The sequence below is a fragment of the Alteribacillus iranensis genome, from assembly GCF_900113025.1.
GTDB lineage: Bacteria > Bacillota > Bacilli > Bacillales > Marinococcaceae > Alteribacillus_A > Alteribacillus_A iranensis.
On record NZ_FONT01000011.1, the window covers coordinates 38,027 to 53,864 of the forward strand.

Here is a 15,838-nt window from a genome sequence, read left to right on the forward strand (position 1 = left end):
GGAAGATGGTTTGTACCATAGAAGAACAGTTGTCTGCGCATAATATTCTCCCAAAAGACTGTAAGGTACTGGTAGCTGTTTCAGGTGGCCCAGATTCGATGGCACTGTTGCATTTCTTTCTTCAATTAAGGGATAAACAAAACTTACAAATAATGGCGGCTCATGTTCACCATGGCTTGCGAGATAAAACAGCAGACGCGGATGAACAATTCGTAAAAAGATGGTGTGAGTTACGAGACATTCCTTGTTTTACCACGAAAATAAATGTCCGTAAAGCTGTGAAGGAGAAGAGTGGCAACGTTCAAGAGGAGGCTCGTCGTTTGCGTTATGATTATTTGCGTGCACTTATGGAGAGGCACGGAATAGCATTTTTGGCAACAGGACATCACGCGGATGACCAGATGGAAACTATGCTTATGAAACAAGCCGAAGGTAGAGCGGTCTTAGGAGAACTTGGGATGGCATTTACTCGAATGTTTGGTTCAGGGCGATTAATCCGCCCGCTGCTTTGGGTGACAAAAAATGAAATTATCACATACTGTAAGAAGCATTCCATAGAGTATCGTGTCGATGAAAGTAACCATTCAGAAAAATATACAAGAAATCGATTTCGTCAATATGTACTTCCCTTTCTGAAGAAAGAAAATCCGTCTGTTCATTTACATTTTCAAGAATATATGGATTGGTTATCGGCAGAAAGGGAATACATTATAAATGAGGCCAAGTCTGCGATAGATCAGTTTATTGAAAGTAGAGATGACATTTCTGTGACAATACATATTAGTGGTTTCAGGTCTCTTCCTTACCCTTTACAAAGAAGAGGGATTCCTCTAGTATTAAATTATCTTTATCAACATAAAGTTCCAGAACTGTCTGTTTTACATATCGATCAGCTTTTAACACTCATACAGCAAGAGAACCCCTCCTTTTCCATAGACTGGCCTGGAGGGGTTAAGGTGTCTAGAAACTATGGCTTACTTACATTTTCGTTAGGAGCTGGAGAGAATAAATGGGTACAGCCTCAAAACATTCACCTCCCGCTTTCCGGGCAGGTGTCTTTTCACCATTTTTCTTTCGAGACAGAAAAGTATGATAGAAATAAAGAGACAGCAGATAATAAAAACACGTTGGTTTTAAAGGAAAATGAGATTTGTCTCCCTTTAACGATTCGAACGACAGAGCCAGGAGATCGAATTAATCCTTTAGGGATGCGGGGCAGAAAGAAAGTGAGCCGTCTATTCATTGACTCGAAAATTCCACGAGAAGAGCGAGGGCATTGGCCGGTTCTTACGGACGCTAACGGAAAGATATTGTGGGTTCCTTTATTAAGAAAATCATCTTTCCACGTTCCATCACCCAAAACAGACGATCGCTTGATTATCATACGTTGTAAAAAGAATAAGATTTCTTTTAAGTAAAAGCGTCCTATTAGGGGCTATAGGGTGAAATCTACACCTTTTTCGTGGTAAGATTAGGAACGGAAGCGTTTAAAATTATGAATTAGCAGGAGAGATCACTCGGGTAAAGAGCTGGAGAACCTCGAGATGATTATCCCAGCCATCGTTGTCACAGAACGTGATATAGGTGTGAGATCTGTTGCTAAGTATGTAAATGTCCATATCACATTGGGAGGGTATGAAAATACACGATGCATGACGACATTCAAGAAATATTAATTAGTGAAGAGAAGTTGCAGGAAAAAATAAGAGACATTGGAGAGCATGTCACACAAAAGTATGAAGGGAAGTTTCCTTTAGTGATTGGGGTTCTGAAAGGTGCTCTCCCATTTATGGCGGACGTGACGAGACAAATTTCAACTCACGTGGAAATCGATTTTATGGATGTTTCCAGCTATGGGAAAAGTACCGTGTCTTCCGGTGAAGTTAAGATAATTAAAGACTTGGACACGACGGTAGAAGGTCGGGACGTTATTATTTTAGAAGATATCATTGATAGTGGGTTAACTTTAAATTACTTAGTTAATTTACTTAAGCATCGAGGTGCTAATTCGTTAAAAATCATTACCCTTCTTGATAAGCCAGAAGGCCGGAAGGTGGAACTCGTCCCGGATCTAGCTGGTTTTACTGTTCCAGACGAGTTTGTTGTCGGTTATGGACTTGACTTTGCTGAAAAGTATAGAAACCTCCCATATATCGGTATATTAAAGCCTGAAGTTTACAAGGGGTCTTGATTGTGGGAAATAAAATAAATATGGTACTATTATCTAAGTTGTCGATGCCCTTGGGAGGAGGTCAGGAATGAATCGGATTTTTCGAAATACTGTTTTCTATTTATTGCTTTTCCTTGTTATTATTGGGATTATTAGTTTCCTAAGCAACGATCAAACGGAAACAAACGTAATAACAACGGATGAATTTCTTACGAAACTAGAAAATCAAGAAGTCTCTTCTGTCACTTTACAACCGGAGGGTGAAGTATATCTTGTTACAGGCCAGGAAGTCGGACAAGAGGATGCATCCTTCCAGACCTACTTACCAATTTCAGAAGAGAATACTCAATTGTTAATGACTGCAGGAGGACCGGATGGAGACTTGGCGCTGGAAACACAGCCGGCTGAAGAACCAAGTGCTTGGGTCACGTTTTTTACTTCCATCATTCCTTTTGTAATTATCTTTATTCTTTTCTTCTTCTTACTTAGCCAAGCTCAAGGCGGCGGTGGCCGAGTGATGAACTTTGGTAAAAGTAAGGCCAAGCTTTATCAAGAAGATAAGAAAAAAGCTCGCTTTAAAGATGTAGCGGGTGCAGAAGAAGAAAAGCAAGAGCTTGTTGAAGTGGTTGACTTCTTAAAGGATCCTCGAAAATATGCAAGCATTGGTGCACGTATTCCTAAAGGTGTGCTGCTTGTTGGTCCGCCAGGAACAGGTAAAACATTGATTGCCCGTGCAGTCGCAGGTGAAGCCGGTGTACCATTCTTCACGATCAGTGGTTCTGATTTCGTAGAAATGTTTGTCGGTGTTGGTGCTTCTCGTGTTCGTGATTTGTTCGAGAATGCTAAGAAAAATGCTCCATGTATTATATTTATAGATGAAATCGATGCAGTAGGTCGTCAGCGTGGCGCGGGTCTTGGCGGCGGTCACGATGAGAGAGAACAAACATTAAACCAGCTATTAGTGGAAATGGATGGGTTTGATGCCAATGAAGGAATTATCATCATTGCTGCAACGAACCGTTCCGATGTTCTCGATCCAGCTTTATTACGTCCAGGTCGTTTTGACCGTCAAATTATGGTTGGGCGTCCAGACGTTAAAGGCCGTGAAGAAATCTTGCACGTTCATGCAAGAAATAAGCCATTGGCAGAGGACGTTAATTTAGAAGCTATCGCACAACGTACTCCTGGGTTTTCCGGGGCTGACTTGGAAAACCTCTTGAATGAAGCAGCCCTTGTTGCCGCAAGAGAGGGAATGAAAAAGCTGAGAATGTCCCACGTCGAGGAAGCGATTGACAGGGTGATTGCGGGACCTGCTAAGAAAAGCCGTGTGATTTCTAAGAAGGAAAAAAATATTGTTGCCCATCATGAGGCGGGACATACAGTCGTTGGTGTGAAGTTAGAGAATGCTGATATGGTACACAAAGTGACGATTGTACCTCGGGGTCAGGCTGGTGGTTATGCAGTAATGCTGCCGAAGGAAGATCGTTACTTCATGACAAAACCAGAGTTGATGGACAAAATAATTGGTCTTCTTGGTGGACGGGTAGCGGAAGAAGTCATGTTTAATGAGGTTAGTACAGGCGCTCATAATGACTTCCAACGAGCAACCGACATTGCAAGAAAAATGGTGATGGAATATGGAATGAGTGAAAAACTCGGACCGCTGCAATTTGGATCATCATCAGGCGGCCAAGTCTTCCTTGGACGCGACATTCAAAATGAACCTAACTACAGTGATACCATCGCGTATGAAATTGACCAAGAAATTCAACGTATTATCAAGGAATGCTATGATCGTTGTAAGCAAATCCTTACTGATCATAAAGATAAGCTTGAGCTTGTGGCTCAGCATTTATTAGAATTAGAAACACTGGATGCGCAACAAATTCAATCTCTCGTGGAAGAAGGAAAACTGCCGGACGATCATCATTTGAACAAGAGTGATGACGAGGTTGGAATCTCTACTGATGAGGAAAATGAAAATCTGAAGGTAACCATTCAGTCGAAGTCCGACTCATCAGATGACGAGGAACAACCGAAAGACGAAGATAACGACAGTCCTTCACAATCGACGGATAACAGTGGAGAGAATGTTTCTCAGAATCAGAAAGACATCGAGCAGCTAGGTGACAATAAACCATCTTCAGCTGACGAAGACGATCGTAAATAATTTGTATCTCATAAAAGTAGGAAAAGTTACCATTCAAATGGTGAGCGGGGCATTCTAGCTCCAGCGCTCAGCCAAATGGGGGTCGGCGTTGCTCCACGTCAGAGCCCCTTGTGGCTGCCTTTTCTTAGAGGACGTGGGATGTTTGGGGTGCCGGTTTATGTCGGCATCCCTTTTCTGTCCTGTGCAAAAAAGGAAGAAGCATGTATAACAAAAAAAGAGGGAAACGTATGTTAATAGCGATAGATGTGGGAAATACAAACCTGGACATAGGCTTATTTTCTGATAATGAACTAAAGGTGCATTGGTGTTTGTCAACAAATAATAGAAAAACGGAAGATGAATATGGTTTGCAGCTGCGGGAGCTGCTAAGGAGCATACAAATAGACACGACATCGGTGACAGGTATAATCATTTCCTGTGTTGTCCCTCCTTTGCAGCCCGTATTAGAAAAGATGGGAAAGAAATATTTTGATGTTACCCCGATAACGGTAGGACCTGGGGTGAAAACAGGGTTAAACATTCGTTCTGATAATCCAAAGGAAGTCGGTTCTGATCGAATCGTAAATGCCGTAGCAGCAATCGAGGAATATAGTGTCCCATTAATTATTGTAAGTGTCGGTACCGCTACGACATTTTGTTATATTGATGAAAAATGTCTATATATGGGAGGGGTTATTGCTCCAGGTCCCGGTGTCTCTGCAGACGCTTTGTATAAAGAGGCATCAAAACTACCTCTTGTGGAAATGAGCAAACCGAAACGCATGATTGGAAAAAATACAGTAGATGCCTTACAGTCCGGTTTATTTTATGGATTCATTGGTCAAGTCGAAGGAGTTTTATATCGTTTAAAACATGAAGTGAAGAGTAACCCAACAGTCGTGGCAACAGGGAGATATTCTGATGTAGTGGCAGAAGCCGCAAACTCTGTGGACCGGGTGGACCCTCACTTAACGTTAAAAGGCCTTCATTACATTTATCAAAAAAATATGTCTTAAAAAAAGAAAGGACGAAATGTATATGAGTGATTATTTAGTAAAAGCGCTAGCTTATGAAGATAAAGTTAGAGCGTATGCTGTTCAGACAACGAATATGATAGATGAAGCGGTACATCGCCATCAGGCATGGCCAACTGCTGCTGCTGCTTTAGGAAGAGCTATGACAGCGGGCTCGATGATGGGGTCTATGCTAAAAGGAGATGACAAGTTAACCATAAAAATTGAAGGAGGCGGCCCGATGGGTCCCATTATTGTGGATACGAATTCCAGTGGGAATACGAGAGGGTACGCCCACAACATGCAAGTTCACTTTGATCTGAATCAGCATGGAAAATTAGATGTAGCCCGGGCAGTAGGAACAAACGGGGCACTTTCTGTCGTAAAAGACCTCGGATTGAAAGAGCACTTCACAGGAAGTGTGCCTATTATTTCCGGAGAACTTGGCGAGGATTTTACGTATTACTTCGTGACTTCTGAGCAGGTTCCGTCTTCTGTCGGTCTCGGAGTGTTGGTGAACCCGGACAATACGATAAAAGCAGCCGGAGGTTTTATTATACAACTTCTCCCGGGTGCGGATGATGAACTAGTGAATCAATTAGAAAACCAAATTGAAAATATGCCTCCTGTTTCTAAGCTGATTGAAAAAGGGAAGACACCAGAGGAAATGCTTCAAGTTATATTTGGAGAAGAGATCAAATTTATTGATAAATTTCCTGTTGCTTTTTCATGTCATTGTTCCGAAGAAAGAATTTCTAATGCTTTAATTTCACTTGGTTCCGAGGAGCTTCAGGATATGATCGTAGAAGATGGAGGAGCAGAAACCCAGTGTCATTTCTGTAATGAAATATACCAATTTAACGCAGAAGATTTAGAGCGTTTGAAAGAAAAGGCACAACAAATAGAGAATGGATAGGAAGTGTCAGAGTTTTTAGTTGACAGTATTAAAAAAGCTTGCTACTATAAAATTATTAAAAACCAATAAACTTACTTGGTCTTTTAAGGAGGCAATGTTACCATGAAAGTCGGAAATAATATTACGGAACTTATTGGAAATACACCTTTAGTGAAACTTAACAGATTAACTGGAGAAAATGATGCAGATGTTTATTTGAAACTAGAATTTATGAATCCAGGCAGCAGTGTGAAAGATCGTATTGCGCTTGCAATGGTAGAAGCAGCAGAAAGAGACGGAAACTTAAAGCCTGGTGATACGATCATTGAACCGACAAGCGGTAACACAGGTATTGGTCTTGCAATGGTAGCGGCAGCAAAAGGGTATAAAGCGATTCTTGTTATGCCTGAAACGATGAGTTTAGAACGTCGTAATTTACTTCGTGCGTATGGAGCCGAGTTAATCCTTACCCCAGGTCCTGATGGGATGGGCGGGGCTATCAAAAAGGCTAATGAACTAGTCAAAGAAAAAGACTATTTCATGCCGCAGCAATTTGAAAATCCAGCAAACCCTGATATTCATCGCGAAACAACAGGACGTGAATTGTTAGAGCAAGTAGACGGACAAATCGATGCGTTCATTTCAGGCATCGGTACGGGCGGTACCATTACAGGGGCCGGCAATTTGCTGAAAGAGCATTATCCAGACTTGAAAGTGATTGCCATTGAACCGGAGGATTCTCCAGTTTTGAGCGGTGGAAATAAAGGGCCGCATAAAATTCAAGGAATTGGAGCCGGCTTCGTTCCAGAAATTCTAGATACGGACAGCTATGATGAAATCGCCAAAGTAACGACAGAGCAGTCGTTTGAATATGCGAGAAGAGCGGCAAAAGAAGAAGGAATTCTTGGAGGTATTTCTTCTGGAGCAGCTATATATGTGGCATTGGAAGAAGCAAAGAAACTTGGAAAAGGGAAAAAAGTAGTTGCGGTGCTGCCAAGTAACGGGGAGCGTTACCTCAGTACTCCACTTTATCAATTTGAAGAAGACAATGAATAAAAAGGAATCCAGCCTGAGCAGATAGATTTTTCTGCTTGGGCTATTTTAATGTTCTAAGATAAGGAAGAAAGTATAAGATTCATGGAGTGATGCCTAGCTACAGCTATTGCAGCTGACAATCGAATGCTATGCTTTTTTTTCTGATCGTCTTACCCATTAACCGATCAGAGAATATTTCTAGATAAACATCCTCCCAACGTTAAAATGACTGAAAGTGCTGATACTTTCTGTTGAAATATGCTAGGATGAAAGCATTACTAAACGCGGAGGTCGTATCATGAAAGAAGATTTAGCGTCTATACCGGATCGTTCTGGTGGTTCTTATAAAACGTTTGGTCGTTCTGTTCCTTTTCCCGAAAATCAATTTTTTTCGGCATATTGCGGATTAAGTAGCGATAGGACCTATCATGTGTTGCTCGAAAGTGGTAACCGTGGAAGATACAGCATTGCGGCTTTTCATCCTTTCGCCGTCATTCGCGGTAAAGAGAAGGTACTTACGATACAAACGCAAAAACAAACGGAAACGCGTAGAGGAGATCCTTTGGAGGAAATGAAGAAGTGGTTATCGCCATACGAAGTGGAGAGAAATCCATCCTTCCCTGATTTTCAGGGAGGCATATTAGGATACATTAGTTATGATTATCACAAACATATAGAGGCCATAGTGCCTTCCACAGACGATGACTTGGAGACAGACGATATATACTTTCTGGCGTTTCAACATGTATTTGTTTATGACCACGAGGAGAAAAAGCTATGGGTCATCGGCATCCACACCACTGAGGAAGAGGCCGATAAGCAGATAAATCATTACATAACGCAGTGGGAACATGCTAGGAAGGTATCGTGGGACAATCATTTCGAAAATTGGCACCCCCCTCATCCTAAGCTTTCTTCTAACAGAAAGCTGACTTTTACGAAGGATTCATTTAAAGCTGCTGTTTTCCGCATTCAAGATTATATTCGTGCAGGAGATACATTCCAGGTAAATATTTCTGTAAGGGAAGAACAGACCGTAAAAACGCCTCCCCTTCATATTTATGAGAAGCTTAGAGAAATCAATCCCTCTCCGTATATGGGATATTTTCATACTCCAGATTTACAAATTGTGAATGGTTCGCCGGAGTTATTAATAAAAAAGAGGGGCTGTGACATCTCTACACGTCCGATAGCTGGTACGCGCCCTCGCGGAGAATCAGAGGACGAAGATAGAGAATATGAACGAGACATGCTTCTTAATGAGAAAGAACGAGCGGAACATGCCATGCTTGTTGACCTTGAACGCAATGATTTGGGAAAAGTTTGTGAATATGGATCGGTGAAGGTAGATGACTTTATGACAGTAGAGAGGTACTCTCATGTCATGCATATTGTGTCTCACATTACAGGAAAACTTTCCGCTAAAACTGATGTTTATGGTATGATTAAAGCAGCTTTTCCTGGAGGTACCATAACGGGGGCTCCTAAGATTCGAACGATGGAAATTATCGAAGAATTGGAAACCGTCCGAAGAGGAATTTACACTGGATCCATCGGTTGGATTGGTTATAATCAGGATACGGAATTAAATATCGTTATACGAACGATGGTTGTGAAAGGGAGTCATGCTTACGTCCAGGCAGGGGCAGGGATTGTTATTGATTCTCGTCCGGAAGCTGAATTTGAGGAGTCTTTAAAAAAAGCAAAAGCCTTATGGAAAGCAAAAGAGTTGAGTGAAAGAGAGATGAAAGCGAGAGTGAAAGAAAGAAGCGCTTTGGACTCTCTACGATGAGCTGAGAAGAGGAGGAAGTTATTGATGATTTTAATGATTGATAATTACGATTCGTTTACGTACAATCTCGTTCAATACTTGGGAGAACTCGGTGAAGAACTGGTAGTGAAGAGGAATGATAAAATAACGATTCAAGAGATAGAGGAATTAGCTCCGGATTACCTGATGATTTCTCCAGGCCCTTGCACGCCGGATGACGCAGGGATAAGTCTAGAGGCTGTCCGTTATTTTGCGGGAAAAATACCTATCTTTGGGGTATGTCTTGGGCATCAAACGATTGCTCAAGTATTTGGCGGAAGAGTGATCCGGGCGGAAGAACTCATGCACGGAAAAACATCTGAAATCTTTCACGATGGATTGACCGTGTACCATCAACTGTCAGATCCGTTTCTAGCCACTCGGTACCATTCCCTCATTGTGGAAAAGGAATCTCTGCCAGATTGCTTTGAAATTTCTTCCTGGACGGAAGAAGGAGAAATAATGGGAATTCGCCACCGAACATTACAGGTGGAGGGTGTGCAATTTCACCCAGAGTCGATTATGACAGCGGATGGAAAACAACTCCTTCAAAACTTTATAAATTCCTACCGCGTAAAGCAAGGGGTATAAGAACATGTACGTATATATAAATGATGAAATAAAAAAGGCGAGCGATGCTCGTCTTTCTGTATTTGAGCATGGATTTATGTATGGTCTGGGGCTCTTTGAGACGTTTCGAATCTACGATGGGCATCCATTTTTACTTGATGATCATTTTGAACGACTGGAACGGGGCCTTCAAGAGATGAACATTTCTTGGAGATACAACCGAGAAGAAGTATTTCAAAATCTTAAAAAGTTGCTGGAGGCAAATCAGTGGAAAAATGCCTATGTCCGTTATAACATAGCCGCAGGAAAAGGTGAACTAGGTTTGGCTGTTGATCCTTATCAAGAACCTACTGAAATTATCTATATGAAACCACTTGACTATGCTAGTAAAACAGGAAAGAACCAAAAACAAGGCCGCATACTAGAGGTGAGAAGAAATACTCCCGAGACATCGGAACGGTTAAAGTCACACCATTTTTTAAATAGCATGTTAGGAAAATGGGAATTGAGAGGAGAAGAAGGTGTAGAAGGGATTTTTTTGACGGAGTGCGGTCATATTGCGGAAGGCACTGTGTCAAACGTTTTTTGGGTGAAGAATCATACGATCTATACCCCTTCGCTCCAGACTGGCATTCTGCCCGGTATCACACGGTCTTTTATTATACAATTAGCAAAAAAATTGTCGTTTCATGTACGTGTTGGCAAGTTCCCCCTCCAACATTTAATGGAAGCAGACGAAGCTTTTGTCACAAACTCAATACAAGAGATCGTCAGCTTAACAGCGATCAATGACAAACAATTTGAGAAGGGGAAAGACTCCCTTACAGACGTTCTCTTAGACAAATATCGACAATACTGCCATCACCTATGGAAATCGGAGGATATCTTTAATAAAATGAATGAAATATAATGGGGAACTATACGGAAGAAGGGAAGAGTGAGTAATGAAAAAGGAATTGAAAGTCGGGCCATGGACGCTGGATTTTTCTCGAAAGACTTACGTGATGGGGATTTTAAACGTCACTCCTGATTCATTTTCAGATGGAGGGCGTTGGAATACGGAAGATAAAGCAGTTGAGCGGGCTATCGAAATGATTCATGAAGGAGCAGAGATAATTGATATCGGCGGCGAATCAACACGGCCTGGTTATGTTAAAGTGGATACGGAAGAAGAGGTAAACAGAGTGACTCCGGCAATAAGAGCTGTGTCGAGAGAGGTGGATGTCCCCCTTTCCATTGACACGTATAAAGCAGAGACGGCTCGTCAAGCGCTAGAAGCTGGTGCCACTATAATCAATGATATTTGGGGGGCGAAAGCTGACCCTGATATGGCCTATGTAGCGGCGGAATATGAAGCCCCCATTATTCTTATGCACAACCGGGATAATATGAATTATACGGATATTATGTCGGACATCTTGAGAGATGTGGAAGAGAGCATAGAGATATGTCACCGTGCCGGTGTAAAAGATGATCGAATTATTTTGGATCCGGGAATTGGTTTTGCAAAGACTTATGAACAGAATTTGGAAGTGATGAGACGACTAGAAGAGTTTACTTCACTTGGATATCCTGTCCTCTTAGGTACGTCGCGTAAATCGCTAATCGCTGAAACGTTACAACTTCCGCCTCACGATCGCGTCGAGGGAACAGGAGCCACTGTCAGTTTAGGGATTGAAAGAGGCTGTGACATAGTGAGAGTGCATGACGTGAAGGAAATGAGCCGAACTGTCAAAATGATGGATGCGATGCTTGGGAAAGGGACGGTGAATACCGTTGGATAAAATACATTTAAACGGAATGTCTTTTTACGGGTATCATGGTGTTTATGAAGAAGAGAATAAATTAGGACAGCATTTTATTGTTGACCTTACCATGACGGCAGATTTAAAAGAGGCAGCTTTGAAAGACGATTTAATGCAAAGTGTAAACTATGGAGATGCCTACGAACTAGTAAAAGAAATGGTAGAAGGGACCACTTACAATTTAGTAGAAACCATTACAGAGAAAATCGCACAGGCCATATTGGCAGAGCATTCCATTGTGGAAGAAGTGACCGTCAAAGTAACTAAGCCTAACCCTCCTATTAACGGCCATTACGATGCCGTAGCCATAGAAATGACGAGGAAACGAACATGAAAAGAGTATTTTTAAGTCTAGGTTCTAACGTAGGAGACAGAGAAAGATATTTGCATCAGGCAATTGAGCACTTAGCATCCAGAGAGTCAATCAAAATCAGTCAAGTCTCCTCTATTTATGAAACTAGGCCGGTAGGAGTGACCGATCAACCAGAATTTTTAAATATGGTCATTGAGATTTCCACTTCCTTAACGCCGCAAATTTTATTACAGACCACGCAACGTATTGAGAGAAATTTAAATCGAATAAGAGACCGACGCTGGGGACCTCGCACGATAGATCTTGACATTTTACTCTTCAATGATGAAAATATTAGAATGACTGATTTATCTATTCCACATCCAAGGATGTGTGAGCGTGCTTTTGTCATGGTGCCACTATGCGAGATTGCTTCTAATGTCACTTATCCAATGGATAATAAAACGATCCGTGAGTTAGCCGCCAGCTTACCCATAAGTGAAAAGGATGGAGTCCGGTTATGGAAGAAATACACTTGGCCGGCAGATACGGAAATTGGCAGGACACACAGGAGAGTTCAATAATAGCAGCAGCGGGATTATACAGTGGGGGTACTATGGATCAGGAACCCTTAAAAATAGAAGAAATGAAGCAGGAGGTGGAATACATGCTTAAAATAGGCGACATAGAGATGAAAAACCAAGTAGTTCTTGCTCCGATGGCAGGAGTATGTAACCCTGCTTTTCGCTTAATTGCAAAAGAGTTTGGGACTGGTTTAGTGTGCGCAGAAATGGTTAGTGATAAAGCCATTCTGAATAAAAATGAGAAGTCTTTAAAAATGCTGTATGTCGATGAGCGTGAAAAGCCATTAAGTTTACAAATTTTTGGTGGGGATAAGGAGACAATGGCAGAAGCGGCAAGAGTGGTTGATCAACAGACAAACGCTGATATTATAGATATTAATATGGGATGTCCGGTTCCCAAAATCACAAAGTGTGATGCTGGTGCAAAATGGCTGCTAAACCCAGATAAAATTTACGAGATGGTAAAAGTAGCGGTAGAATCGGTCGACAAACCAGTTACTGTAAAAATGAGAATGGGCTGGGATGAAGATAACATTCTGGCAGTAGAGAATGCTCAAGCTATCGAAGCTGCTGGAGGCCAGGCGGTTTCCGTCCATGGACGTACTCGGGTTCAAATGTATGAAGGAACTGCAAATTGGGATATCCTGAAAGAAGTAAAAGAGTCTGTAAACATTCCTGTGATTGGGAATGGAGATGTAAAAACCCCGCAAGATGCAAAAGCTATGCTTGATCAAACAGGAGTGGACGGGGTCATGATTGGCCGAGCTGCATTAGGTAATCCTTGGATGCTTTATCGAACCATTCAATACCTTGAAAGTGGTACACTTACTAACGAACCTTCTCCTCGTGAAAAAATGGACGTATGCATGATTCACATGGATCGGTTAATACACTTAAAAGGTGAACAAGTAGCTGTGAGGGAAATGCGAAAACACGCAGCCTGGTATTTAAAAGGCATGCGTGGAAACAGCAAAGTTCGTAATCAAATCAATCAGCTCCATAAACGGGACGACGTCGCTGCCGCGTTATATGATTTTGTAGATTCTCTAGAACAACAAGAAACAGCAAAAGCATCGGCTGTTTAGGCAGAAGGCAACGGGGCTGCCTCTTTCTATCAGAAAGAGACAGTCCCTTTACATAGTATTCTGAAAGGAATATGTATAAAACTACAGATAATGAAGGAGTTGACGTTGTGAGTCAAGAACAAGAATATAATGATCAAATGCAAGTGCGCCGGGAGAAGATGCAGTCGCTCCAAGAAGAAGGGAAAGACCCTTTCGGTCAACGCTTTGACCGAACGCACACAGCCTCTTCGATGACAGAAGAATTTGATTCATACAGCAAAGAAGAACTGGAACAACAAGAAAATACTGTATCTCTCGCTGGGCGGGTAATGACAAAGCGTGGAAAAGGAAAAGCAGGGTTTGCCCATATTCAAGATTTAACTGGACAGTTGCAGATTTACGTAAGAAAAGACCAAGTGGGCGAAGAGGCTTATGAGTTATTCCAAAATACGGATATTGGTGATTTTGTTGGAGTTGTTGGGACAGCATTTAAAACAAAAGTGGGAGAGCTGTCGGTGAAAGCTTCAACGTTTCAACTTCTTTCTAAATCGCTTCGTCCGTTACCGGATAAGTTTCATGGATTAAAAGATATTGAACAACGGTACCGTCAGCGTTACTTAGATTTAGTGGTCAATCCTGAAGTACGTGAAACGTTTGTCATACGCAGTAAAATATTACAGTCTATGAGACGATACCTTGATCATAACGGGTTCTTAGAAGTAGAAACACCTATGCTTCATTCTATACCGGGAGGAGCAGCAGCACGACCTTTCATTACTCATCACAATGCGCTAGATATGGAGTTATATATGCGAATTGCCATTGAACTTCATTTAAAGCGATTAATTGTCGGCGGGCTGGAGAAAGTGTATGAAATTGGCCGGGTATTTAGAAATGAAGGTATTTCTACACGTCATAACCCTGAGTTTACGATGATGGAACTATACGAAGCATATGCTGACTACAAAGATATTATGGACCTTACGGAGAATTTAATCGCTCATATCGCAAAGGAAGTACTAGGGACTGCTAAAATCACGTATGACGAGTATGAGATAGATTTAACTCCGGCATGGCGTCGTGTTCACATGGTAGATGCCATTAAGGAAGAAACAGGTGTTGATTTTTGGGTTGAGATGACAGATGAAGAAGCGCATGAATTGGCGAAAAAGCATAATGTGCCTGTCAAGGCTAGCATGACTGCCGGTCACATCATTAATGAATTTTTTGAGCACTTTGTTGAAGAAAAATTGATACAGCCAACATTCGTATATGGTCATCCAACGGCTATTTCTCCACTCGCAAAGAAAAACGAAGACGATCCTCGTTTTACGGATAGATTCGAGTTGTTCATTGTAGGAAGAGAGCATGCTAACGCCTTTACGGAGCTGAATGATCCTATCGACCAACGGCAACGGTTTGAAGCTCAAGTGGCTGAAAGAGAGCAAGGAGACGAGGAAGCACACATGATGGATACAGATTACCTGGAGGCTATGGAGTATGGACTGCCGCCAACAGGTGGATTGGGCATTGGAATCGACCGTCTTGTTATGCTATTAACTAATTCTCCTTCAATTAGAGATGTTCTCTTATTCCCACAAATGCGTAAGCAAACAAATGACTAGGATAATACACTTTCTCATCTAGTCATAAAAATGGCGACTGAAATGGGGCTCGGGAAATCGAGTCCCATTTTAAAGTCTTTGAATGTTTTCGGGTTTCGCAGCAGCAGCGTTCAGACACTAGACACTACAAAAGTCTACAAGGTAATAACATTATGTATAGCACGGCAAAGTTAACGCCTCCAGTGTGAGGAAGTCAGGACGATTGTGTTATTGGGTTATTGTGCAATAAATAAAAGTCAAGTCATATAGTCGGTGAAAGTGTGCAGAAGTCGTGTGTCGAAAATATTAGTTCATGGTTCATATCATCTATCTAGAAAAAACTCGCCCATATTTTTTTGAAAAAGGGTTGCATAAATCTTGGGCAGGTGATATATTATTATCCGTCGTCAAAAACACGACGACAATTGAGTTGAAAAAACAACTTAAAAAAGTGTTGACACCAAATGGTGACGGTGTTATTATTAAAAAGTCGCCATTAAGCGACACGGAAATTGTCCTTTGAAAATTGAATGAAAGTCAAGCGTCTGTTAATTTCTTTATAAAAGAACAAAGCGAGCAATCGCTTTACAGCTTGTATCAAATAATCCAATTTTATGGAGAGTTTGATCCTGGCTCAGGACGAACGCTGGCGGCGTGCCTAATACATGCAAGTCGAGCGCGGGAAACAGGCAGATCCCTTCGGGGTGACGCCTGTGGAACGAGCGGCGGACGGGTGAGTAACACGTGGGCAACCTGCCTTAGAGACTGGGATAACCCCGGGAAACCGGGGCTAATACCGGATAATCAAAAGAATCGCATGATTCTTTTGTAAAAGTGGGGACTTGTT

General features: G+C 41.8%; 15 protein-coding genes and 1 rRNA gene. All 16 read left to right on the top strand.

Translation table 11 applies throughout. From position 1 onward, the window contains the following. Window positions 1-5 precede the first annotated feature (5 nt). Entirely contained in the window at window positions 6-1,418 is a 1,413-nt protein-coding gene (tilS, locus tag BM095_RS15660; RefSeq protein WP_091664059.1) for a tRNA lysidine(34) synthetase TilS, read from the top strand. A 230-nt stretch (window positions 1,419-1,648) separates the two neighbouring features. Then, window positions 1,649-2,191 (top strand): hypoxanthine phosphoribosyltransferase, encoded by a 543-nt coding sequence (gene hpt / locus BM095_RS15665; protein ID WP_091664062.1) that lies wholly within the window; start codon window positions 1,649-1,651, stop codon window positions 2,189-2,191. A gap of 67 nt (window positions 2,192-2,258) precedes the next feature. Continuing rightward, window positions 2,259-4,340 carry an ATP-dependent zinc metalloprotease FtsH gene (ftsH, locus tag BM095_RS15670; protein WP_091664064.1) on the top strand — a complete coding sequence of 694 codons (2,082 nt, stop codon included), beginning with the start codon at window positions 2,259-2,261 and terminating at the stop codon, window positions 4,338-4,340. A 227-nt stretch (window positions 4,341-4,567) separates the two neighbouring features. Then, window positions 4,568-5,335, top strand: coding sequence for a type III pantothenate kinase (locus tag BM095_RS15675; RefSeq protein ID WP_091664067.1), 768 nt, complete (start codon window positions 4,568-4,570; stop codon window positions 5,333-5,335). 22 nt (window positions 5,336-5,357) lie between these two features. Next, entirely contained in the window at window positions 5,358-6,248 is an 891-nt protein-coding gene (gene hslO / locus BM095_RS15680; protein WP_091664070.1) for an Hsp33 family molecular chaperone HslO, read from the top strand. A 102-nt stretch (window positions 6,249-6,350) separates the two neighbouring features. Beyond that, window positions 6,351-7,283 (top strand): cysteine synthase A, encoded by a 933-nt coding sequence (gene cysK, locus BM095_RS15685; RefSeq protein ID WP_091664072.1) that lies wholly within the window; start codon window positions 6,351-6,353, stop codon window positions 7,281-7,283. 277 nt (window positions 7,284-7,560) lie between these two features. Beyond that, window positions 7,561-9,054: an anthranilate synthase component I family protein gene (locus tag BM095_RS15690; protein WP_091664075.1), complete on the top strand. Its 1,494-nt coding sequence runs from the start codon at window positions 7,561-7,563 to the stop codon at window positions 9,052-9,054. 24 nt (window positions 9,055-9,078) lie between these two features. Continuing rightward, on the top strand, window positions 9,079-9,663 hold the full coding sequence (gene pabA, locus BM095_RS15695) for an aminodeoxychorismate/anthranilate synthase component II (protein WP_091664078.1): 585 nt from the start codon (window positions 9,079-9,081) through the stop codon (window positions 9,661-9,663). A gap of 4 nt (window positions 9,664-9,667) precedes the next feature. Continuing rightward, window positions 9,668-10,552: an aminodeoxychorismate lyase gene (gene pabC / locus BM095_RS15700; RefSeq protein ID WP_091664081.1), complete on the top strand. Its 885-nt coding sequence runs from the start codon at window positions 9,668-9,670 to the stop codon at window positions 10,550-10,552. 34 nt (window positions 10,553-10,586) lie between these two features. After that, a complete protein-coding gene (gene folP, locus BM095_RS15705) occupies window positions 10,587-11,426 on the top strand; it encodes a dihydropteroate synthase (protein WP_091664083.1) in 840 nt (279 codons plus the stop codon). Continuing rightward, window positions 11,419-11,781 carry a dihydroneopterin aldolase gene (gene folB, locus BM095_RS15710; protein WP_091664086.1) on the top strand — a complete coding sequence of 121 codons (363 nt, stop codon included), beginning with the start codon at window positions 11,419-11,421 and terminating at the stop codon, window positions 11,779-11,781. Before folP ends, folB begins: the two co-directional genes overlap by 8 nt. After that, window positions 11,778-12,323, top strand: a complete 546-nt coding sequence (gene folK, locus BM095_RS15715; RefSeq protein WP_091664089.1) for a 2-amino-4-hydroxy-6-hydroxymethyldihydropteridine diphosphokinase — start codon at window positions 11,778-11,780, stop codon at window positions 12,321-12,323. The genes folB and folK overlap by 4 nt, the downstream gene beginning before the upstream one ends. Before the next feature lie 83 nt (window positions 12,324-12,406). After that, on the top strand, window positions 12,407-13,408 hold the full coding sequence (dusB, locus tag BM095_RS15720; RefSeq protein WP_091664109.1) for a tRNA dihydrouridine synthase DusB: 1,002 nt from the start codon (window positions 12,407-12,409) through the stop codon (window positions 13,406-13,408). Window positions 13,409-13,479: 71 nt separating this feature from the next. Continuing rightward, window positions 13,480-15,012: a lysine--tRNA ligase gene (lysS, locus tag BM095_RS15725; RefSeq protein ID WP_091664091.1), complete on the top strand. Its 1,533-nt coding sequence runs from the start codon at window positions 13,480-13,482 to the stop codon at window positions 15,010-15,012. Window positions 15,013-15,304: 292 nt separating this feature from the next. Beyond that, window positions 15,305-15,514, top strand: a complete 210-nt coding sequence (locus BM095_RS15730) for a hypothetical protein (RefSeq protein WP_091664094.1) — start codon at window positions 15,305-15,307, stop codon at window positions 15,512-15,514. Between the two features lie 88 nt (window positions 15,515-15,602). After that, window positions 15,603-15,838: ribosomal RNA gene (locus BM095_RS15735) — 16S ribosomal RNA — on the top strand; the annotation flags it as partial.

What these genes read in the sequence shown, in the direction of transcription:
- pabC (WP_091664081.1), top strand. Translation starts at nt 9,668, where the DNA reads ATGTACGTATATATAAATGATGAAATAAAAAAGGCGAGCGATGCTCGT.
- BM095_RS15730 (WP_091664094.1), top strand. Translation starts at nt 15,305, where the DNA reads ATGGTTCATATCATCTATCTAGAAAAAACTCGCCCATATTTTTTTGAA.
- lysS (WP_091664091.1), top strand. Translation starts at nt 13,480, where the DNA reads ATGTATAAAACTACAGATAATGAAGGAGTTGACGTTGTGAGTCAAGAA.
- dusB (WP_091664109.1), top strand. Translation starts at nt 12,407, where the DNA reads ATGCTTAAAATAGGCGACATAGAGATGAAAAACCAAGTAGTTCTTGCT.
- ftsH (WP_091664064.1), top strand. Translation starts at nt 2,259, where the DNA reads ATGAATCGGATTTTTCGAAATACTGTTTTCTATTTATTGCTTTTCCTT.
- tilS (WP_091664059.1), top strand. Translation starts at nt 6, where the DNA reads ATGGTTTGTACCATAGAAGAACAGTTGTCTGCGCATAATATTCTCCCA.
- hslO (WP_091664070.1), top strand. Translation starts at nt 5,358, where the DNA reads ATGAGTGATTATTTAGTAAAAGCGCTAGCTTATGAAGATAAAGTTAGA.
- BM095_RS15690 (WP_091664075.1), top strand. Translation starts at nt 7,561, where the DNA reads ATGAAAGAAGATTTAGCGTCTATACCGGATCGTTCTGGTGGTTCTTAT.
- pabA (WP_091664078.1), top strand. Translation starts at nt 9,079, where the DNA reads ATGATTTTAATGATTGATAATTACGATTCGTTTACGTACAATCTCGTT.
- folP (WP_091664083.1), top strand. Translation starts at nt 10,587, where the DNA reads ATGAAAAAGGAATTGAAAGTCGGGCCATGGACGCTGGATTTTTCTCGA.
- hpt (WP_091664062.1), top strand. Translation starts at nt 1,649, where the DNA reads ATGCATGACGACATTCAAGAAATATTAATTAGTGAAGAGAAGTTGCAG.
- BM095_RS15675 (WP_091664067.1), top strand. Translation starts at nt 4,568, where the DNA reads ATGTTAATAGCGATAGATGTGGGAAATACAAACCTGGACATAGGCTTA.
- folK (WP_091664089.1), top strand. Translation starts at nt 11,778, where the DNA reads ATGAAAAGAGTATTTTTAAGTCTAGGTTCTAACGTAGGAGACAGAGAA.
- cysK (WP_091664072.1), top strand. Translation starts at nt 6,351, where the DNA reads ATGAAAGTCGGAAATAATATTACGGAACTTATTGGAAATACACCTTTA.